11 protein-coding genes are annotated in these 22,357 nt (G+C 33.8%); all 11 read right to left on the bottom strand.

From position 1 onward, the window contains the following. Positions 1-20 precede the first annotated feature (20 nt). A complete protein-coding gene (locus Q0828_RS11100; protein WP_298420552.1) occupies positions 21-4,148 on the bottom strand; it encodes a hypothetical protein in 4,128 nt (1,375 codons plus the stop codon). Between the two features lie 29 nt (positions 4,149-4,177). After that, positions 4,178-6,418 (bottom strand): contractile injection system tape measure protein, encoded by a 2,241-nt coding sequence (locus Q0828_RS11095; RefSeq protein ID WP_298420550.1) that lies wholly within the window; start codon positions 6,416-6,418, stop codon positions 4,178-4,180. A 3-nt stretch (positions 6,419-6,421) separates the two neighbouring features. Beyond that, positions 6,422-12,295 carry a hypothetical protein gene (locus Q0828_RS11090; RefSeq protein ID WP_298420548.1) on the bottom strand — a complete coding sequence of 1,958 codons (5,874 nt, stop codon included), beginning with the start codon at positions 12,293-12,295 and terminating at the stop codon, positions 6,422-6,424. Positions 12,296-12,465: 170 nt separating this feature from the next. Next, positions 12,466-15,309 (bottom strand): hypothetical protein, encoded by a 2,844-nt coding sequence (locus Q0828_RS11085; RefSeq protein ID WP_298420546.1) that lies wholly within the window; start codon positions 15,307-15,309, stop codon positions 12,466-12,468. Then, complete coding sequence (locus Q0828_RS11080) at positions 15,297-18,518, bottom strand: baseplate J/gp47 family protein (protein ID WP_298420544.1); 3,222 nt, start codon at positions 18,516-18,518, stop codon at positions 15,297-15,299. The genes Q0828_RS11085 and Q0828_RS11080 overlap by 13 nt, the downstream gene beginning before the upstream one ends. A 2-nt stretch (positions 18,519-18,520) precedes the next feature. Beyond that, a complete protein-coding gene (locus Q0828_RS11075) occupies positions 18,521-18,934 on the bottom strand; it encodes a GPW/gp25 family protein (RefSeq protein WP_298420542.1) in 414 nt (137 codons plus the stop codon). Position 18,935: 1 nt separating this feature from the next. After that, positions 18,936-19,223 (bottom strand): PAAR domain-containing protein, encoded by a 288-nt coding sequence (locus Q0828_RS11070; protein ID WP_298420540.1) that lies wholly within the window; start codon positions 19,221-19,223, stop codon positions 18,936-18,938. Positions 19,224-19,235: 12 nt separating this feature from the next. Further along, entirely contained in the window at positions 19,236-20,984 is a 1,749-nt protein-coding gene (vgrG, locus tag Q0828_RS11065) for a type VI secretion system tip protein VgrG (protein ID WP_298420538.1), read from the bottom strand. Beyond that, a complete protein-coding gene (locus tag Q0828_RS11060) occupies positions 20,981-21,742 on the bottom strand; it encodes a LysM peptidoglycan-binding domain-containing protein (protein ID WP_298420536.1) in 762 nt (253 codons plus the stop codon). The genes vgrG and Q0828_RS11060 overlap by 4 nt, the downstream gene beginning before the upstream one ends. A 1-nt stretch (position 21,743) precedes the next feature. Further along, the gene (locus tag Q0828_RS11055) at positions 21,744-21,899 is read right to left on the bottom strand and encodes a hypothetical protein (protein WP_298420534.1); all 156 of its coding nucleotides are present in this window, start codon (positions 21,897-21,899) and stop codon (positions 21,744-21,746) included. Further along, on the bottom strand, positions 21,899-22,357 hold the full coding sequence (locus Q0828_RS11050; protein ID WP_298420532.1) for a phage tail protein: 459 nt from the start codon (positions 22,355-22,357) through the stop codon (positions 21,899-21,901). Before Q0828_RS11050 ends, Q0828_RS11055 begins: the two co-directional genes overlap by 1 nt.

The following is a 22,357-nucleotide window of genomic DNA, read 5'->3' as shown; positions in this document are numbered from 1 at the left end:
CAATCATTATTATATAAGAGTTAATCAAAAACCATATCATTAAGTCTCTTTTTATCTTTTAAAGGTAATGATTTGTTCGCTTCAACTAATTTATCAATTTTACTTCCTATTTTTTTAGCAAATTTATTCATAAAGATTTTTGCTTGCGTATTTGATAAAAATTCAATTCCATCAACACCTATTTCATCCATATACTTAAGCAATTCCTTCTCCATAAATTCTCCAACATTTTTTGTGTATGTTCCATGACTAGAATGTATACCATCTTCTAAAGCTTTTACTTTGCTACTGTATTTTTTTGCCCATTTTGCATTAATCAAATCATTAAATTTAAAACCACCTTTTACGGCTTTTTGTAGTATAGGACTTGTTTTTAAGAGCTCTACTGGTAATATATGATGTGCTTCAAACAATTCAGTTTTCATTTTCTTACCACTCTTTTTCAAAGCTTCTAAAAGGGCTTTTCTTAAGTTACCTCTTTCTCTTACGGCTTTCGCTCCTTTTTTACCTATTAGTTTGGCAAGTGCTTCATAATCAATTTTAATAACACCGCTCATCATTTTTACTCTAGCAGCAAGATCTGTTTCAGCTAATAATTTTGTGAATATTTCAATATTAGCTTCATCAGTATTGAATTTTAGTTTTTCATAATATTTAGTCCCTTTTGTTGGATCTGTTTTGCTTGTTGCCACAAGAATACCATCTACCTCTTCACCATTTTTCAATATAAACTTACCATCTTCTCCAATTTTTTTTCCTTGTTTGGTATCTATTTCCTCGAGTTTTCCACTAGCCAATAATACCCAAGGATTCACACTTCCGTAGATTTGGAACCATTTTCCTTTTCGTTTAAATTTGAATCCTTTAAACTTGGCTTTTTTCATCATTCGCTTGGCAAAATCATCTAATGTTTTGGCACCTTTCCCAACTCCTTTTCCTATCCCTTTGATACCAGTTACAACTTTAGAACCTGTTTTCATGAGTCCTTTTCCAGATGCTTTGAGTCCGCTTCCTAGTGCTTTGAAAGTATTTTTAGTTCCTGTAATCGCCATTTTCACAGAGCCTTTTACACCAGATTTCAATACTTTTAACAACGTAGACATGTCAAATAATAGGATGAAAATTAGTTCTACTAATAAAATTCCAATTGCGCGTGCTAATGCAGCTCCACCTTTGACAATGTTTCCTGCCCAACCTTCTGACATGTATGTTCCAAAGAATCCAGATGCTTTTAGTAATGCTGCTCCAGCCATGAGCGCTGCAAATATTTGTAATGCTGGTGGAACAAGCGAGAATATAGCGCCACCAGTAGCAATGGCTAATGCTGTTATTGCTAATACGACCAGTGTTCCGATAGTGATGTATAGAGCTTTGTTTTCTTGCCATTTTTTCTGAATGGCTGTCATCATTTGTGTTTTTAGATAATAGAGTCGGTCACCTACACTTAGTGGTTCTAATACACGCATTCCTGGAGGAATTGCACTTTGTTCTGCTGCTTGTTTGCCTTCTGCAGAATCTGGCACATTTTTCGGTGCTTGTGCACTTTGTTTGTTTATAAACCAATCTATTTGCCCTGTTGTATTACCATATAATTCTGTTGGCATTGTCATTGCGCCACCACCATCACTTCCGCTACTATTATTTTCTGTGATTCCTGTATCACCAGTATTTGCTGTTGCTGAACTTGCAGCACTAGCCATGTTTAGATGCTCCATGGTTTCAACATTTGAATCTCCAAATTGTAATTCACCATTTTCTGGTAACATCGTTATTCGCGACATTAATTCCTGAGATAATTCCATGTTATTTGGCACAAATTCTACCACAAAATCTTCAGGTGTATAATTCCCTTTATTTGCATATGCTTGTACAGGATTAACGCTTGTTGCTACAGTATCTGGCTCGCCAGGTATTGTGTAAGGAGTGTTTCGTTCAAATGGTAATGGTTTTGTAACATCCATGCCTAAAAATTCTTCTGAAAGTTGTCCCCAGAAATTCCCTGGCATTTCTATCGCTGCACTTACTAGGTTCGCAAGTCCTTGCATGATTTTTATCAATCCAACTGTTAAGAATTTCATTGCGTCTAACAATAAATTGTAGAATGCTTGGTATGCGGCAAGAATTGCATCTAAAGCGGCTCCTAATAAATCTAACAATGCATTTACCGCTTTTTTGAGTCCTTCTGCTAGCTTATTTACCGCTTCTACAGCAAAGTTTACGGCTTTATCTATTGCTGCATTAAATTTATCGCGAAGTTTCGGGAATGCAGCTAATGCGACATTTACTAACGCTTTTAAGGCTTCACCGAATACTTTAATCATTCCCACTATAGCATCTCTGGCAAGATCAATTAATTTGTTCGCAAACTTTTTAGCCGCTTCTATGAGTCCTTTTACGAGACTTCGTAATCCATCAAAAAGTTTGTTGAGTCCAGCTTTTAGTTTGTCAAAGAAGTTACTTACTGCACTTACAGCTCTGTCCCACCAACTTTTCTTTTCAGAATCTTTTTTGGCTTGTGCTTTTTTACGTGCTGCTTCTCTATCTGTCTTTGCTACTTCTTGATCAGCTTTTCTTTTAGCTTTGCTATATTCTTGACCAATTTTTGTGTCTGCATCTTTGACTTTAGCATCAATTTGACCATCTATTTTTTTCTTTTCTGTTTCAGATTTCTCACTGTATTCTTTTTTGACATTTTCATTTTCTTTTTGCCATTCACCGCGTTGTGTATCTACTTCTGATTTTGCTGTACTTTGTGCTTTTTCTTGCTCTTTTTTTACACGTTGTGTTTCTTTATCAATGTCTTTTTCTGATTTTTGGCGCTCTTTATCTTGATCAGCTTGCATTTTTACATATTCAGCATTTTGTTGCTCCATATGTGGCGCCAAATCTGCGTCTAGTTTTGCTTTTGCATTTGCATCAAAATTGTTTTTAACCTCAGCAGATAATTCTGGCATTTCGCTAGCGAGTTGATTTGTTTTTGGTGGCTGTGATAATTCTACCGTTGGTGATAACATTTCTAATTCCATTTCTGGATAGATATCATCTTCACCTTTGTATAGCTTACTCTCCGCTAAGTTTTTTTGTTGTTCTTTAGTCGTTGTAGCTGTAGATTCGTCTAAATTTTGCTTGTTTTTTCCTGGGTTAGCTTGTCCAGTTAGATCTACTTTTGGTTTCTTCCCTGGGTTTGTTGTTACACTTTCAGATGTTGGTAACTTCCTGATTCCACTTTTTATTTGTGATTTGCGATCTTCTTCGCTTCCATTTTTTCCTAAACCAAAAAAACTACGAATTCGCGCTAATACCGAACTTCTTGGTTGAATACTTTTGGTAGCTATTTGGGCACCTTCTTTTTTTCCTTTCGGACTTAAATCTGGTAAGATTGATTTGTCTCCTTTTATTTTTTCACCAGCTTTTTCAGAAGGCGCTTTCGCTTTTTGTTTTTGTATCGCTGACTTTATTGGTATTCCTGTAGGCTGTTCTATTTCTGGAAGTGACTCTTTTAGTGTATTTTGTTCGTTGGCTTGTACTTCTGCTGACGCAATATGTGACTCCTTTACACCTCTTATAAAGTTTGTTGGTTTTTGGCTTGCTAATCCGTCTGCGTATACTTTACTGTTTTCTGTTGATAATACTAGTGGAGCTTCTTCTTCTTTTACCTTTTCTTTTTCTACTACACCTGCCTTAGTAGCATCTGGAACATTGTATCCTTTTCCACCTCCGCCACCTTGTTTGGCTTTTCCTTTTTGTGTTGTTTTGGACTCGCCAGTTGCTTTTGCTTCAGTTTTCGCAGTTGTTTCTGCTGTGGAAGTTTCTGTAGTTACTGTTGGTGTCTTTTCAGTTTTTCCTTCTGTTGTTTCCTGAGTTTCATTAACTATTATTTCTTCCTTTTTCTCCTCTACACTTTCAGTTTTTGTTGGCGTAGCAACAGTTATTTTAGCTGTATTTTCAGTTGTATTTGTATTTTCCTTTGCTGTATCTTTTTTTATACTTTGTTGTTGCGTAGGTGTTATAAATAGATCAACTTCTTTATCATCGGCAGTATTTTCGTTATTTTTTTTCAGTTGCGTTGGCGCAATAAACATACTTGACCGAGAGTTATTTCCTTTCGATTTTTCAGAAGTGTTTTGTTGAGTGCGCGCTGTAATCATTGTGTATTTATAGTAGTTTTATAGTTAATTTACCATTCAATATGCATTCTTTTGTCCATCCATTTTAATTGGAATAATCCTATACTCCACGGTACTTTATCTAATAATATGTCTTGTGCTAAACGTTCTACAACTAGTTTTATACTATCTTCTTTTAGTGTGATGTTCCCTTCTCTTTTTAAGAACATGTCTCTTAGCGTATTTGCTGAACTATTTTTTAATACTGACCAATGTTGTATTACAGCTTGTAATAATTCATCACAGAGTGCTTTGTCTGCTTCTGTAAGTGGTATTTGATAGTTGATAATGGTATCTAGCGGAATTCCTAAGCATAGTTTTTCAAGCGTAAGTTCTACATCTGTAACATCTTCTGTTCCTGTAGCTAAGAAATGTAATAACATACATGCTTTTCCTATGTCTGAGATTTTATTGTTTGCATCGACAAGTTTTGCGCCTTCAAAGAACCTTGCTAGAAATGGATTTAATAGAATTAATCCTGCTTTTTCTGTTGTTAGTGGAATTTCACGCACAAGAATATTATTTCTAGATAGTTTTTCAAAGATGGTATTGTCTATTGCTGGCTTTGAAGTTGTATCGCTGTTTTCTTGACTGTTTATAACTATGCTACCCTTTACTGTACTGTTGGTATTCTCTATATTTTCTTTGTTTGCTAATTTTTCAGCATTACTATTGCTTTTTGCGACTCCTACATTTTCTGTATTCTTTTCATTTTCAAATACATTAGAAGTTTCTACAGTATTTATATTGTCACTGGATGTGGAAAGATTCGATTCTTCTTTTTCTTGTAAATGTTTATTTACAGAAGTATTGTTTTCTACAATATTACCTTTTGTTGTGTTTTCCTTTGATTGCGTTGCGATTTCATTATTTACTTCTCGATTAAAAGATGTAGAATCATTTGAAATATTTTCAGTTTTAGTATTTACAACTTTCTGGCTATTTTCTATTTGATTGTTGCTCCTTTGATTACTTTCTTTTGAGGTTTGTATAGTTTTCTTGCTATTTTGTGTTAATTCAGATTTAGTTAAATTTTTCTCTTTTACTACTTCTTTTTGGTTATTATCTAAGATAGGCTGTTTGTTTGTGTTCGTTTTAGAAATATCTTTTCTATCTATTTCATTTTGAACATCTTCTGACCTATTTTGAATTGTAGTATTACCTACTTCATTAGCTTTATTTTCTATTTCTTTTGATGATTTTGTGATTTTTTTTGTTTGATCAGTATTTTTATCTTGTGTTGTATTCTTTGTTACATCAACATCATTTTGAGCATTCTGTGAGCTTGTTATTTCAACTTTATTTTCTATATCATCAGTCTTTTTACTTTTTGTTTGATCAATGATTTTATGACTTTTATCTTCCGTTTTTGATTCAGAACTCACAACAGAAATTATATCAAATATTTTAGCAATTGATATCTGTATTGATTGTTGCAATTCGTTTTGAATTATGGCTTGTAATATTGCTACTGAAAGATAGTGAGCATTAGTATTTACTAGGCGTTTTTGTTCTGTTAGCGCTTTTGGCTCAAATAATTGTAAGAATGTTTTTGAAAATTGAGCTAATGAACTGCTAAGACCTAAGGTTTTGAACCAAATTTCTGTTTGTTTTTCTTGATATGTTATTTGTGATTTTTCACAGATTGCTTTTACAAATTTTTTAAAGAATGTTTTTTCAAGCTTTATGTATTGTTTTGTGATTTTCTGATCTGCTTCAATTATTTCAGCAAATTTTTCATAGTTGTTTCGCAATAGCGATAACATTCGTTCTATAGTTATTGAATTTTTAGAAAAAAGTGCCGTTAGTGTTGTTTTTTCAGCAGTTGTAAATTGTATGATATTCCCCAACCATTCTTTGAATATTTTTACAGAAATATACGCTGGTAAGATTCCCGTTTTAAGGTATTGTACCAATGCATCAAATGGAGACGCCAAGGAAGTGATTGTTGCACGCACGCTTCCGTTTGCCGTTGTTCCATTTTCATTTAGAATGTGTAATTGATCGTTTATTTTAGTGATAATTTTCTCTTGTAGTTCTTCAAGATTTAAACTATCAACCTCAACATTCATGTCAATTTCATCTATACTACATTTTCTGTTTGGATGTTTTGCATCCCAATTGTTGCAAAGATTTTCAATTTTTGGCAACAATCGATCTTCAAAAAACTTCGCATAATATTCTTCCCAAGAAAGTTGCTGTCCTTCATGATTCACATCTATTTCAAATGCTATGTTATGAATCGTATGCATGTATTATCTAGGCTTTACTTTAGTACCATATGTCGCATCCACTTTTGTTTTGAACATCGTTATGACAGGTGTATATTTACTTATATATCCACTATCAATTGTATGTCTTGGCTTTTCAATATATTGTGAATTTATTGTTTGAGAATCCAAGAAAAATTTATCTGTAGCAATAATTGTATTTGAATTTACATCACTTACACAACGTAATAATTCTAAGATTACCAACTCAATGATTTCATCTAATGCTAAGAATGATTTGTAGAAACTTGATTCAATATTGGGATTGTTATAAAAGTTAGATCCTAAAACCTTTCTCAAATTATTAATAGCATTTGTTGTGCCTTCTGTTATTGAGTTTATATTTCTTGCTCCTATAATTCCATTAACAATTTGATTTAAAGGATCTAGCACGGTGGTTTTAATGTCATCTTGAAAGTTTTGTCCTTTATAGAGTTCTGTTATATCTTTTAATAATGTTGATGCTCCTAATAATGTTAATCTATTATTGTAAGGTGTAGAACAATCTAATCGTTCTGAAGGTTCTTCAGGTCGTATTGTATCCACAGTTATAAGTTGATCTTCTTTACAACCTACAGCTTCATCTGAAATATTAATCTTTATAGCTACTTTATCAGTAATCATATTTTCACTTGTTGGAATAAAATATCTATGTGTTCCAACTTTTTCTAATTCTTCATCATTCGATTGTAATATAAGTGTGTAAGAGAAATAACTTTTACTGATAAGATCATGTGTAAATACAAACTCATATCCACCTGGCACCCATTGTGACGCTTGTACATCTTGTACAATGGATTCTTTATTTGGTGTGTTATATACTTTGATTGCTACACCACTTTGCACAGTTCCGCCTACACTGAAACGAAGTGTTACTCCCCAAAAATTTTCTGTAACTCTGTCAGGATTGAATACGTATTTACCATCATTTTCAGTAATTACATCTGTTGGTAATAAACGAGTTGTACTTTCTATGAGTCCTACGTCAGTAGAAATTCCTCTAAATACTACTGGTGTATCTGGAATACAGAATCGATCTTTTGATACTGAAATAGGTCTGTGGCGAGTGATTCTAGTTTTTACCGTTTCTTGTGAACAAACTATATTATTTGTATTTGCTGATACTCTTAAGAATATTTCCACATTGACTCCATCTCCAGCATCTGGAATAAGATATCTGTTTGGTTCGTTTATTTTGTTTAGTAATACATCTACATTATTACTGCGCATATACCATTCGTATTTGTAATAGCGTCTGTCCGTAATATTTGTTGATAAGTCTATTGCTAATCCATTAGCTCCCCATACTTCATTAGCTGTATTTATGTTGGTTCTTACGAGTTCTGGTATTTTGTATACTTCTGTTGATGCTTTTACTTCGCCATCAGCTATGAAACGAATTTCTTGTCCAAGTAATTCTTCAGGTACTAAAGCTGGGTTGAGACTATAGTTTCCTATTGATCCTTGTATAAATGCTGATCCGTCTGGAGATGATACGCTGAAAGTTGAAGGCGTAACCACTATTGGGTATCTTTCTACTCCAGCTAGCGCTTCAATATGACAAATTTTAGAAGCTATGGTTACGGTAACATTAGGACGATTTTCTTCTATAACCATTGCTATGTTTGTATGCTCACAAGGATTCTCAATGAGTTCATTTTTAACTTGAATATCTAGTGTATAGTTTTCACTAATGCTTCCGTCGTCGGTAACGATTTCAAAATTAATTTGTTCTTTTTCTGTTAGAATAATTGCTTCTTGCTCGTCTTTCCATGTGTATTGTAAGTAATCTTCTATGGTATCTATTTGACCTTCTAAACTATGTGTTACTTGGATATCAATGCTAAGTGTGTTTCCATTCCAACTTGCATTGTTATAGCGTGCTTCTATACTTGACGGCACTTTGTACACAATGGTTGAAGCTACTGGATTTCCTCCAATTTCGAATACAATTGGAACGCCAACTAATTCATTTGGAACTTCAATTATTTCAAATCTATAGTTTCCTGGTTCGCCATTTAATATTTGAGCTCCTACTTCTTCTTGTATTGGACAAATTAATTCTGCTTGATCGTCAGAAACGATAATGCTTATTGGTTCATGCTGTTCATCTTCTATCCAACAGATTGCTGGCGGAATGCTTACCGTAATTTCTGGTCGTGATTCTTCAATGATTAGTGGAAATTCTCCTGAATTACATAATTGATTTTCTGTGCCAATTACTGTTGTACGAACCCGTACAGTTGTGTTTACACTTCCATCAGTAGTATTTATACGGAAGTTTGCTATACGTGAGTTTCCAATGATTTCATCATTTTCATTAAGCCATTCGTATGCCAAGTATGATTTGTCAATATAAGGATGTGTTGCAATCAATCGTATGTTTACACCATTTGCATCCCAACTTATTACTTCTCTATCAGTTGTGATAAATCCTGGTATTAGATATACGCGGGTTTCAAAACCTTCTACAGGAATTCCATCTACTTCAAATGTAATTGGCTCACCTGCTAATGAAGCTGGTACAAATAATGGATTTAATGAATATACTCCGTCAAATGATTCAATGAAACTTTGTCCGTTTGTAGGCTCTTGTGGTGATGTTAATATTCCTTCTGAAGGAACTACTGATATTGTTTCTGGAATAGGCGTCGTTTCTTGTATGTTATAACATATTTCTCGTGCCATATCAATATCAACTTCAATAATTTCTCTTTCTTCATTTATACTTACTAGAATCTCCAATTTACAAGGTACAGGGTTTCCATTAACATCAATGACAAGTGTTATGTCTTCTTGGAAAATAATTTCATCTGTTATTATTAAAATATTTGTTGGATTTTCACCTATTGCTATTTGTGAACCGTTTACACGCTTCCAAGTATGTTGTAGATATAATAAGTCTTCTAGTTCGTGTGTTACGTTTAGGTTGATTACTAAACCATCATCTGTCCAAGCAACAAATTCATATGCTGCTGTTACATTTTCTGGTAATTTGTATACAACTGTTTCAATAGGAATGGTTGGAATTTTTCCATCTACTAAGAATTGAATTCCTTCTCCAAGTAATGCATCTGGCACTTTTGTAGGATCAAATGCATATCCTTCTGCTGTTGTAATGATAAATGCTGTTCCGTCTGGAGATGTTACCACGCCTCGTTCTGGCTCTATGATAAAGTTTTCTTGTTCCGAGTTGGATGGTAAGCAGAATTTTTTACGTGCTATTGCCAGCGTTACAGGATCAACAACATCACTGTATACAATGGTTTCTGGCGCACACATTGATTTACACATATATGGCAAAGCAAAATCTAAGAGTACGCCTCTTTCAAAGGTTTCTACCGTTACATCTTCTTCTTCTAATGTTATTTTTTGTTCACCAATGTATACCATTAAAAATGTTCCTCCTTTTGGAACTCCTGCCATATGTTCTAAACCAGGATGTTGTTCTACAAATTTTGACAGAATCAATTCTTTGTAAAGGTTTGATCGAATATCATCTAATTGTTCTTTTAGCCAATTAAATTTTTCTTTTAAGCAGCATAAACCTGCAACTTTATGAATGAGAAACTCATACATTTTATCATGTACTTTTTTCCCAAACGTATCATTTTCTGTTACGGTAGAAAGTGTATACAATACTTTTTCTACTTCTTTGCATAAGTCTGCAAATGCACTGTGAAATGCGGTCCATCTCTCCGTTACATATACATCTTGTAGTTGTCTTATGAATCTGTATTTTACAATTTCAAGATGTGATATTATACGTGTTGGAATTTCTATATACAGCTTAAAGTCATCACTTTCTGTATCTATCTTTTGATTGCTATCAAATCGTTCAAAACGCGCTATTACTTCATTTGCTACAAAGTCAGCAGTTAAGTTTTCTGGATTTATACTATCTATTATTGATTGTAGTAGAAATGATAATGATCTTCTGTAGGTATTAAGCGTAGAAAACTTTGTTGGCAACTCTTGTCCTATGTTTATTTGCGCAAGTGCTAATTGATTTCTTTGAATTCCTGAAAGTTTCTGTCTCGTTGTAGTTTTTAGTGTTGCGGCATTCCCTGTTAATTTAGTATTTCTAATATTTGCTAAAGGTGAATTTATATTTAATGATCCCAGTTTTATATCTTCAATTGATTCTAAAAAACTTTTATCATTTTGTGATTCTTCTCTTAAAACTGTATGTATGTCAGCTTTTGTATCGTTTACTCCTAAGTTTCCACCTTCATAGCGGCCAAAGAAGTCAATTGCTCTATTTGCTACACAATTGAATTCTTCTACCCAAGTTTTTAAGAGTGTTACATATTCTTTTGTTTCACAAGTATCTTCATCTAATGATATATTGTTTACAGGAAAATTAATACTGATTGCTTTTACATCAAATGGTAAGTTATATTGTGCTTTCTTTTTGAGAATGTTTTTCAGCGCAATGACAAAGTTTTTTCCTTGATGTCCTTCTATTCTATAGAAATCTTTATCTAGATGACTGTAATTTAAAGGGTTTTTTATGCAATCTATGTCTTTAAGATTTCCTGTATTATAGCCTAGTTGATAGTTTGCTTTACGATTTTTGATCGATGTTGGATTCCAATTGTTTACAAGTGATTTTCCACTTTTATAGTAATATGGAATGGAGCGTTCACTAAGTTTTTTATCATATGATTTTGATGGTGTAATTTTGATTTGTGCACTTTCAAAATTGATGATATTGAATTCCTTTAATTGATAGTAAAATCGGATACATAAAGCTCTTATTCCTAGTAAGTTTTCATCATTTTCTGAAACCATCGGTGATGGATAAAATTGATGTCGTGTTGTCACACGTGTTTTGAGTTCGGGAGTCCCTAATAGTAGATGTTTTGGAAATGCTTTTATGTTGGGTACACATTCAAATTTTGAATGCAGTATGAGTTCTTTTATTTCACGATATGTGTCTACTAAATCACGTAGTAAATCATATCTGTATTGTACGTGTTCGTCATCGGACTTACTGAAAATAGTATCAATATATGTTGCAATATCAGTAGTTAATACTCCAAATTTTTGAAAGTTGATACGTGGGCTAAATTTTCTAATGATGGTTGAAATACCAAGGTACAAATCATCTTTTAGTTCGAATGTTTTTTTGTATTGCTCTAGTATTGGAAATCCTACGTTGGTATTTTCTTTCGTTAAAATAATTCTTGGTACACATAAATCTGGTAAATTATCATAATAATCTAATACATCATGATTTTGATAAATGGTATCTTTTCCAATAAGATGTTGCTTGTTACTTTGGTGTGTGATTAAGAATTTTAGATTACTGAATACTTTGTTACCGGTTTCGTCACAACCGCCGCCGCCGCATAACCCTTCATCTTCTGTATATGTTTCTACATACGCTATTACAATACAATCTTTTAGCGTAGTGGCTTCATTAATACTAAAAGAGGCGAGCGGAAGCTCATCACCGGGACGACCCGTCGCCTCTTGTTCGTAGAGTTCATATACTTTCAATTCACCTTCAGCTTTTTGTCCTTGTCTGAATAGACTGTAGTCCGCCTTGTCTGTAAGGGTTGAATAGTAGTGAAATCTACGTGTTTCTGATTTTATGATATCGCCATCGGTAGTAATTCCCACACCTTGGCCAATTTCTATATGTTTATTTGAAAACGAAACAATATTTAAACCGCAACCTACTCCAACACCCGTAAGGTAAATTCGGCTCAACCTATCTTGGTCTTCGAAGTAATTTACAATTTTATTTAGATTTTTGTGCGTTAAAACCTGATCTGGTAAAAATTCTTCGTAAATATTACCTTCAGAGTTTAAAATATGTAAATACGGTTCTTTAGTTTCTGTTGTTTTCATCTGTATTGTATTTTTTCATTCCGACTTAATTCAATGTGACTTATTTTCTGTCTTCAACTTTTGGTTTCATAGTATCATTCTACATTGACATGATTGTCTGATTTCATTCGAAATGCTATTTCGTATTTATTATTGTATCATTCTTTTCACTCACAACTTGTACTGCTTTTTTAGAGCGATCCAAGTGCGCTTCGGTTTAGTATAATTCTGTTTTTCAATTCGCCGTCTTCATCATTACAATCATGCAATGTTCCTGTCGCATATATTGTATTCATCCTGTTTATAGCACATAATAGACTTTTTGTTGTCTTGTGTGTTGCCATGTATTCGTTGGAAACTCTACTTTTTGATTTTAGAAATGCTTTCCAATATTTTTGCACGTATTTCATATCGTACAATTCGTCATTGTCTATAATTTTGTATTTAAAGTTTTCATCTTCTAATTCTTCACTTACTTTAAATACAGGTGATTCACCTGTAACTTCTTCTAATTCTAAATCAGCATTTATAGGGGTTGAAATTTCCATGTTTCCGATTCCGTCTAAAGGATCTACTTCAATTGGTGTTTTTTCAACTTGAGTTAAAGCGCCATCAATGTGTCCAACCCAACAAATTCGTGGAAGAATGTGTGCTGGTAATTCTCGTCGAATTAAGTCTTCCATAAAAATTCTGAAATCTACATTTGAGAATCTTGATGTATATCCTGGAAATATGATTGTTACTTGATACGAAAACGGATCCACTTCACTACATCCCAAACATTTTTCATCTATACATAATGATAAACAATCATTTAGATCATTAATCTCTTCTCGCTTGTATGGTAAGGTTAGGATATTTTCTATTACGTAGAAACCTTCATCAAAGAGTAAGTTTTCTATAAATTCTATTGTTTCTAAACGCTTTTTTCTAGCTTCTTTTAGTGTGTCATAGTAATGATTATATTGTCTACCAATTACTTCTCCTTTTTCATTTAGTAAAGCTATATAGTAGCGTTTTGAAGGCGTTTGTGTTCGGCGTAATACATAGTTGTCTCTGTTTGTTGCTAGCTTTAATACAATTAGTAATTCGTTGATTGCTGTTTGTTTTGAGCTAAAGTCTTTTTGTGATGACAGGAATGTCATGTCATCATTTTTAATTTTCCAACGGTATTCTATGTGTACACCTTCACTTTCTGTAACACGTTTTAAGGTTTCTACTGTAATGTTATCATTAAATAAATCTCTGCGTGTATAATCGTCTAAACCAGAAAGCAAAGCAATTCGTTTTTGAAAGCCTGAAACATTTGTTGTGTCCCATTGACTACTTTTTCTGTAATTGAATGCTAATCCACGTTGCGAGCTAATGATATCGTATTCTTTTATGAATCTGTTTTTTGTATTGATGATGTTGTTATCTACCGTATTTCTTGACCTTCCAAATAGTTTGTACATTGTATTGGTATAGTCTTCAAATACTTCTGCAAAACGCGCAATTAAATGATCTAATAAATCGTTTCTACGTGCATTAAAATCTTCCAGTTTGTCAATAATGTTTTCTACATTTTCTTTGTAATCAGGAAAATCTTTTATCAGTGTTTCTATTCCGTTGATTCCTTCTACCGCTTTGAAAAAGTAGGTTTGTTGTAAATTTTCATCTGCTGCCAATAAGGTTTTGGTATGCTCTAAATGAGAGAAATACGTGCTTAATGTTTGATCAAAGAATAGTAAGTATCCTTGTAATTGTTTTGCTTTTACTTTGCGTTCGTCCGAAACTGTATTGGATAATCCATATTTAGAGATTCCGTAGTTTTCAGGTAAATGATGTTGTACTGTCTGATATTTTATATCATTGTACACACCTAAAGGCATTGGTAAATCGTCAAATGATTTTTCTCTGTTTGCCTTTGCTTCCGCTTCTAATTTTGCTAGGTTTTCTTTTACTATTGCACGATTTACGCCAATTGGCAAAAACCCTTTTCTGTATTTTAATGTACTTCGATCACATAAAACTGGCAAGTGATTTTCTTCTATACAAATGATCCAAGGGTCACTTTTTGCTTTGATATTTTGATTGCATTCACCTTCTTCACCTTCAGCTTTTGGTGGACAGTTATCAATACTTATATTTTCAATGAGTTTGACACCATTTATTTTCATGATGATGTTCATGATGTCAGAGAGGCGAACATCTTTGCGAAGTTCAGATTTTTGGAGTTCTTCTGCTGTAAGGAAACCATTTTCTAACACTGGACCTTCAAATATTTCATCTGACGAAAGTCCGCTATCTATCATTTCTGTAAGTGTATTTACTTTTACACTTGGCGAAAGATATTGCCCTACTTCCCATTGAATTTGTGCATCTATCAATTCTTCATCTGCATCATTTTCTAATTGAATTTGAGCACACACTTGAATGCATTGCTTTGGTATTTTTTTCACTTCAACCAAATCTTCACATAGGTTGCGATTTTCATGGTATTTAGTGAATATTTTTTCAATGATTTCTTCTTCTATATATTCTTCTCCTTCTTCAAAATCGACTAAAATTGTGTATAATCCTTTGACTTTGAAAGTCGTTGATTTGTATTCAGAACCCTTGAATGGATTGAATGATATTTTCGGATTTTCTGGATTACATTCCGCATACAGCGGTAAATTATGAATAGCTAACCAACAATTTCTAACACCGTTGATGTCGATGAATAGTTTTCTGTAATCTAATACCGTAACCGGTTTACAGGTTAGAATATTTTTAGCAGATTTGAATTGCTCATGCATTTTAGCAAAGTTGTCATCTGCGGAAGCGACCAAGTTTTCAATCGGCTGATCTATGCGTAATCCTAAGTCTGTAATGGCGTAACATAACAATTCCATGATCGTAATTCCTGGATCGTGAATGTTATAGTCTGTCCATAATTTTCGACTGAGATCTTGAACGTGTTGTTGCCCTGCGTCTCTTAGAAACTGAAAGTCAAGATCGTCATTGTAGCTTACATTGCTTGGTATGGTGATATGTTGATCTAAGATTGGCATAGTGTTTTTGTTATAGCGTTTACAGGGTGTAATTCAGGTAATACTGAGGTTAAAATACTTTTTTGATCTGTTGGTATAATTTCTCCTTTTTCTTCTCCATTGTGTACCATTTTGAAGTCTTTGATATAGTCTACATAATTTAGCTTTTCTATATAAAAGATGACTTCACTAGAATACATTGCATTTCCGAAAGGAATCATTTTGTCTTTGTCAAATGCCCAAGGTGATAGATATTGAGCAATGTCTCTTTGTAATTTTTTTGTGTAAAAATCGGCATCTAATCCTTCATTAAATCTTGCTTTAAGCGAAATAATTACTTCTTCATATACAGGCGATATTACTTTTGCATTTACATGTAATGTATTGAGTTTATTAACATATGTTTCTATAGCATTTAACTTGGTTTGACTTAGTTTTGGCTTATAGATATCATATACATTTTGATCTTTGATATTTGGAATTGCAACCAATAAAACTTCTCCTGGAGCTTTAAAACTTGAGCGTGTGCTGTGATTTAAACATTTTATTTTGTGTAAATAATTAAACTCTTGAAGAATAATGTGTTCATAATCCCAAAGTGTTGTGGCTCTGTTTTTATGGCGTAAACGTTCGCTAACTCTTCTGTAAAAATCTAAGTCACTTTCTTTTGGAAAACCGTCAAAAGAAGCATATGGTTGCGTTATTTTTTTTACTGTTGCCAAACGATCTTTTAGTTTGGAAATCGTTTCTGCAGGCATTCCATTGTCTAAGTGTTCTAGAGTGTTTTTTTTGTTTAAGAATTTCACCTCAACTGCTTGTGCGTGAATGTTTGTAAATTTGGATACGGTGTCAAATGGTTTATCAATTTTGGCACGAATCCATAAGTAATCTTCTGCAAAGAGTGTATTTTCTCCAAATAGTTTTGGAACAGTAAAGGCTACCAATCCTGCTTTTAGAAAGCTGTCAGTTTGGTCTTTGAGCAAATAGACAGGTTTTAAATTTGTCCACTTATTTTTATATAAGTATTGCCAAGTAACAGTTGCTAATTCGTATTTTTCAATAGCATCAGGATTTTCTGAACCTTCCTCTATCTGACATAATAACTGTATATTTTGATCCGCAACAGCATTGTCGATTCCAACATATAATTGCCCTCCAAACTCTGGAGAAGGAGCTAATGTGTTTTTGTGATTAGGAATTTTATTAATCCCAAATGGAGCTTCATGATATAGACTCAGTTCCCTTTTTGTGTCAGAGAAAATTTCCTTTGTTGTTATAGTTACTTTTAAGTTTTCTGCAAATGGTGCATATGGTGCATTTGGCAATGGAAATTTGTTGAGTGCTAAGTATGTATATATTTTTGCGTATGCATCATGTAAGAAATCATTTTTTAAACATAATTGAATAAAATAATCATCTGTAATTCTTGGAACATACGTACTGTTCTCTGGTATAAAGTATTTAAATTCAGCAGTTGCATCTCCTGTAAACATTTGCTGATCGCGTTGTGAAGCTATACTAGAAACATTGCTTGTAACAATATTGGACGTACCTCCAGCAAAGACGTTACCAACTTCTCCACTAGTTACATTTCCTAGGATAATATCTCTATCGATCCCGAAGCTTAAGGCTGATATTTGATTTTGACTAAAAGGACGCGCTACGAGTCCTTCATTTTTAAATCCTTTTTTAATTTCTATTTTTTTGGAACGTTCTTCGGCTTCTTGTGCTAATCGTTCTACACTTGAAAGAACTACTTTATCAATTTCGGCTACACTTTGTATTACTTCTTTTGTACTTCCAATATAGTCTGTCATTACTCTAAAGCGTAGACTACCGTTTTCATCAGATACTATTGGTGTGTTACTACTACCTGCATACACAGACATAAATGTTTCTGGTGGTGTAATGTTTAGATATTCTTCAACATAGTGTTGGTAATGTTTTTCTAAGTTTTCTGGGAGGTCTTTCCAATCCATTGAAACCGTTACATCACTAATGCGTTTACCAATCCATTCATTGGATGAAATTTTTAGTTTTGCACGTTTTTTAGCTAATGGGCCAAATGGAAAAAATGGATTTTCAGTGTTAACTTTTCCAAGATCATTTTTTACGGTTAATCCTGTTTTATATTCTCCTATAGTAGACAGTTCTATATTTTGTATCGCTGTATTTGCAATACTTTTATAGGTCTCATATGTAGTTTCCGTTTCATCTGTTGCTTTAAATAATACACGTATGATTGGATGTTTTGTATCGTAATTACCTTCATGTAATTCTGCATCATAGTTTACAATTTTTTCAGCGTCTTCATCTAGTGTTAATACAATTACAATTGTATTATTTTTTGCAACTGCTTCTTTTATTTTTGCTACTTCCCATCCTTTTTCACCTGTGTGTTCTACAGTTAGTAATGCTTTTATGTTTTTGCTAACAGATAGTTTTTCATAGCTAACTTTTAACTCTATCGTTCGTTTTCCTTCTGTTAGTAATAAAGAGGGAGAACTTATTGAGAATCCTTTTTTTGCAAGATTTCTATTTGTGTCTCCAAATGGCAACCATGATGTACTTCCGTTTTCTAATTCGCCACCTTCACCATCGCCCGAATTTGCTATTGGAGAAGCGTACCAGTTTGGAGCATCTTCGTGAGCATATGTGTTTTTTAAAGCTGCAACTTTCGCCTTATTGATAGCAATTTCGTCTTCAAGCTTATAGTGTATTGTATTTCCATCGTTGTCTTTTCCTGCATTTAATAAGGTTTCATTGCTTAAAATTTGTTGTTCTGCATTTTTAGCTAATTCAAATATAATGTAGGCATGATCTGCTTTTTCTGTATTCTTTTTAAGTTGTAATACTTCTTTGTAATAGAAATCTAAATGACGCTTTGTGATTTTATTAAATCGTTCTTTACTTTTATTTAGTAGTTTTAAGAATGCTATAAATAATGCTAATTGTGGTGTTACGTCTCCTTCTGCATAGGTTTCTATGACTTCTTTTATTTCGTCTGAAGCATTGTGAAATGGTTCCCAAGTTCCGTTTGGAATAGTATAATTTTTATTGTTGTATAAATTGACATGCTTAGAAAATTCCTCTGCAAAGTTCATCCAATCTTTTACTTCGAATCCCATGAGTTCTACATTCTCAGGATCGAGCAAAGCATGGTAACGCGCTTGCTGTGTGGTGCCTTCGCGTAACTTTATTAGTGTATTTTCTGTACAATCGTTTTGCATGATTATATATCTGTTGCTTCTGTTAGGTAATAAGGGAATACAATGTTTCTTCTTGTGTTTGTTGCCCTTATGATGTATTCTACTTTGATTAAAAATTTACCTTCTAGTATATTTTGTGTATCTAATGCTATTTTGATGACATCTATTCGTGGTTCAAATAAGATGATGGCTTCCTCAACTCTATTTTTCATAATGTTGATTTGCGTTGCATTCAGATTTTCAAAGATTTTATCGGTAAGATCGCAGCCAAATAATGGTCGCATTACACGCTCACCTCTTCGTGTTGTTACTATCGTTTGTAAACTCTTATCTATATCTTCTACGTCAGAGATTAGTTTTACTTCTCCTTTTCTTTCTAGAAATGTTGGAGGGAAATCCCATCCTTTTCCTAAATATGTTGCTGATGATGCATCCATGTTATCCTATCATTACTGTTGGACATCCTAATACTATTGATCCTCCATGCGCCGTAGAGTCGCCCATACGTGCAGCGGGCATTCCGCCTATCAGTACTGTTGCTGAACCTGCTACTATGCTATCTGGCGGACCTGTGCATACACACATATCTCCAACTTTTGCCGCTGGTAATCCTCCAATGAGAACCGTTGGCTCTCCTGGTGGTAATATTGGTCCTCCAACATGTGGTACTGGACCTGTTGTCATAGGACATACGTGCATATCTGTTATTCTTGCTGCTAGTGGCATGTTGTTTCGTTTTTAGTTGATTTGTACCATTCCTCCTTTTATCGTTGTCGTTGCCGACCCTTCTAGAGTTGCTGTTACTGCTTCTGCTTTGAAATCTATAGACGCTACTGCTTCTATGTTCATGGCTTCCATTTTTATATCGCCTGAGCTTGCTGTCATGATGATATCTTTCCCAGATTCCATTGTGATTCCATCAGCATTCATAATAATGCTGTTTCCGTTTTCATCTTCAAGCTTTATATACGCTTCATCTTCATCAAGTGTAATGAGTTTTCCTGCTGGCGTATCAAGTGTGATACTTTTGAGTTCATCATTCATTGTGATTTTAATTTCACTTTTTGTCATGATGACTTTTTCAAAATTATCATCCGAATGTTCTATTGGTGATGTGTTTGTATTACTGAATAAGGAACCTAATACTACCGCCTGATTTGGATCGTCGTTTAGAAAACCTACCAATACTTCGTGTCCTATTTCTGGTAAGAAATGAACTCCATAGTTTTCTCCTGCATGCATCGTTAATACACGTGCCCAAACGCCTTCTTCATCAGCACTGATAATCGGCAATTTCACTTGAATGCGATGTTCTTCATCCGGATCGCCTTCTAAAGCAGTAACTACTCCTATTTGTAAACCACCAATTGCTGGTAACATTCCAGAAGCTGGTAATTGACTTACTTCATAAGTTTCTGCAAACCATTCTGGTTCTAGTCCAAATTTTACTGTTGTTGTCCAGTTTCCATTTGTAATGGTGTGATGTACACTACTTACGAACACATCTCCATTGAAACGATTACTCATTCCCGCAAGGGTAATCATTTTACCTGGTAGAACTTCTTCTGTTCCTTGTACTTGAACCGTTCCACAAATTTTTGCTAGTTGCTGGTACATGCTTTTCCCTTCTGCCCAAGAAGTCAATATTTCGTCAGGAATGCTTCCTGTATGTGTGAGTGAAATATTTTTGCTTCCAGCTGCTTTCGCTAGATCACCTGAACTTAAGTTTCCGGCTCCGTTTAAGTTTTTGTTTTCGGCTGTTTTTGTAATCACTTCCTGATCTGAATAGTTCCAAGCTGATGCTTCAAACGCATCATATTGGTTACGTGCGTCAATTTCGGCTTCGAACGAAAATATATTGTCTCCATAAGTTGCCGTATATACACTAGTCGCTGAAAGTTCGGGAGCTTTTACATCTACCGTTCCATCTTCCACAAAACACAGCATATTATTAATTTGCGCTCTACATTGAATAAAATCCCAATCTGTTGCTTGATATTGAACGATTTCATTGTGCTTATGTGATGTTGATTTTGCACTTCCACTTAGACCGTTTTCACTAATAATTTCGTCTATGACATCACTTTCAGTTACTTCATAGAAGATTTTATTTTTACGTCCAAGTGTCATTTTAAATGCTTCATCTTTACATTCAATTACTAAATAACTTGTTTTAGCAGAAGCTTTGATCGCATGTTTTGTAATGATTCCTTCAAATATGGTTTTGTCTTCAAAGTCGTATCCAGCTTCTATGACAATTTTTTCACCTGGTTTGAATTCATCTGCATTACTTGCTTCAAATTCTTGAATTGTTCCATCACCATCCACCAACAGTAATGTTGCCGTCGGAATACGATTGCAGCTACGATCTACTGTTATTGTTTTTACACCATAGTTAGCACTGATATCTGTTTGGGCATCACCCAATAAGATTTTGTATGTAACTAAGCTGTTTTCCTGTGTGGATATGTCTGCAACTAGACTCATGCGCTTTGTGTTTTATCTAAAGGAGGGAATATGAGTTCCGTTCCTGGTGTAAGACTTCTAAAATTGAGTAAATTGTTAACTCTGGCAACTTCCAAATAATACTTTGAATCGCCATAGATTCTGTAACTCATTAATGGTAAGGTATCACCTTCTCTTACTGTTCTAATATGTGTAAGATCTGGAGAAGATTTTTTCTCTTTTGCCAAACGCAACACTTCACTTGTACTTTGTTTACATGTAAGTGTTGCCACTGCACGTATTGGAAATCCTTGTGGATTGAAGAGCTTATAGTCAATATCTAATTTTGTTAGAATACATTTGAGTTCTAAAGCTCCCCAATTGATTTGTAGCTGATATGGTTTGTGAATGTCACCTTGATAGACTACAAATTCTTTTATTTTCTCAATTTCCTCAACAATGTTATTGTTTTCAGCTTGTTCATCATCATCTTGAAAAGGAATGAATCCTGAGATATCTTCCTCTATACTGATGAGTGTTTCCTCTAGATTTAATCCAACTACGTCAAAGATTCCTGTGGAATCAAATAGTAATTTAAAGGAAAAATTTCCTGGTTTTACTTTGACAAATTGCGGACTTTTACCTCCCGAATTATTTGGCTGATCATCATTGTATTCTACAGTATATGATTCTTTGTAACCTTCTGGATTGATTAAGACTTGAATTGGCGTGCCAGTTGCCGCTCCGTCTTGATCCAATTTTGTTACGATCATTTTTTCTAATTCTCCTAAAAAAGCCATGTTATCGTTCTTTTTTATTGGTCATTATTTTTGATACTGCATTGATAATATCACCTGAAGTCCAATTGGTTTGACCTTCTTCTACCTCTGCCACTTCTTCTTTTTTTTGAGCATTTACATTTACCTTAATTCGTAAGTTTTTTATTTCTACTGCCATTATGTTAATGCTTTAAAATAATTGTACTTCAGTTCTAAGGTTTCGATGAGAATACTATTGGTTTCTGCATTGAAGTCTCCTACTTCATATTTGATAGGATACGCGCCAACTACATTCCAACTTTTGATAGGAACATGGTTTTCTCCAAGTAACATTACTATTAGGTTCAATGGTTTGAAAGCAAAGCTCTCATATGCATCTTCACACCATTTTGTGATGGACGAAGGCGCCGTTTTTAATCCTCGTTTTAGCGTAAGCGTGCTGAATTTTAATCCTTTTGGTAACTCATGAACAAATCTATTTTCTCCACCTTCTGTGTAAGCCTCTGTTTCTACAGTAACACTTAACCCGGATACTGATTGAAAGCTCAGATCTACAGGATTTGGTAGTAATCCATTGAAATAAACTACAAAGTGAAATCCTGAAACTGGATATTTAAAATTGTCGAAGAGTGCCAT

Source organism: uncultured Kordia sp., assembly GCF_947496985.1.
In the GTDB taxonomy this organism is placed as follows: domain Bacteria; phylum Bacteroidota; class Bacteroidia; order Flavobacteriales; family Flavobacteriaceae; genus Kordia.
The sequence above is the reverse complement of the archived record's forward strand: the minus strand, read 5'-3'. Positions and strand labels throughout refer to the sequence as shown.

Coding starts and splice junctions, on each gene's coding strand:
- Q0828_RS11100 (WP_298420552.1), bottom strand. CDS start 4,148: ATGATTACAGCGCGCACTCAACAAAACACTTCTGAAAAATCGAAAGGA.
- Q0828_RS11095 (WP_298420550.1), bottom strand. CDS start 6,418: ATGCATACGATTCATAACATAGCATTTGAAATAGATGTGAATCATGAA.
- Q0828_RS11090 (WP_298420548.1), bottom strand. CDS start 12,295: ATGAAAACAACAGAAACTAAAGAACCGTATTTACATATTTTAAACTCT.
- Q0828_RS11085 (WP_298420546.1), bottom strand. CDS start 15,309: ATGCCAATCTTAGATCAACATATCACCATACCAAGCAATGTAAGCTAC.
- Q0828_RS11080 (WP_298420544.1), bottom strand. CDS start 18,518: ATGCAAAACGATTGTACAGAAAATACACTAATAAAGTTACGCGAAGGC.
- Q0828_RS11075 (WP_298420542.1), bottom strand. CDS start 18,934: ATGGATGCATCATCAGCAACATATTTAGGAAAAGGATGGGATTTCCCT.
- Q0828_RS11070 (WP_298420540.1), bottom strand. CDS start 19,223: ATGCCACTAGCAGCAAGAATAACAGATATGCACGTATGTCCTATGACA.
- vgrG (WP_298420538.1), bottom strand. CDS start 20,984: ATGAGTCTAGTTGCAGACATATCCACACAGGAAAACAGCTTAGTTACA.
- Q0828_RS11060 (WP_298420536.1), bottom strand. CDS start 21,742: ATGGCTTTTTTAGGAGAATTAGAAAAAATGATCGTAACAAAATTGGAT.
- Q0828_RS11055 (WP_298420534.1), bottom strand. CDS start 21,899: ATGGCAGTAGAAATAAAAAACTTACGAATTAAGGTAAATGTAAATGCT.
- Q0828_RS11050 (WP_298420532.1), bottom strand. CDS start 22,357: ATGGCACTCTTCGACAATTTTAAATATCCAGTTTCAGGATTTCACTTT.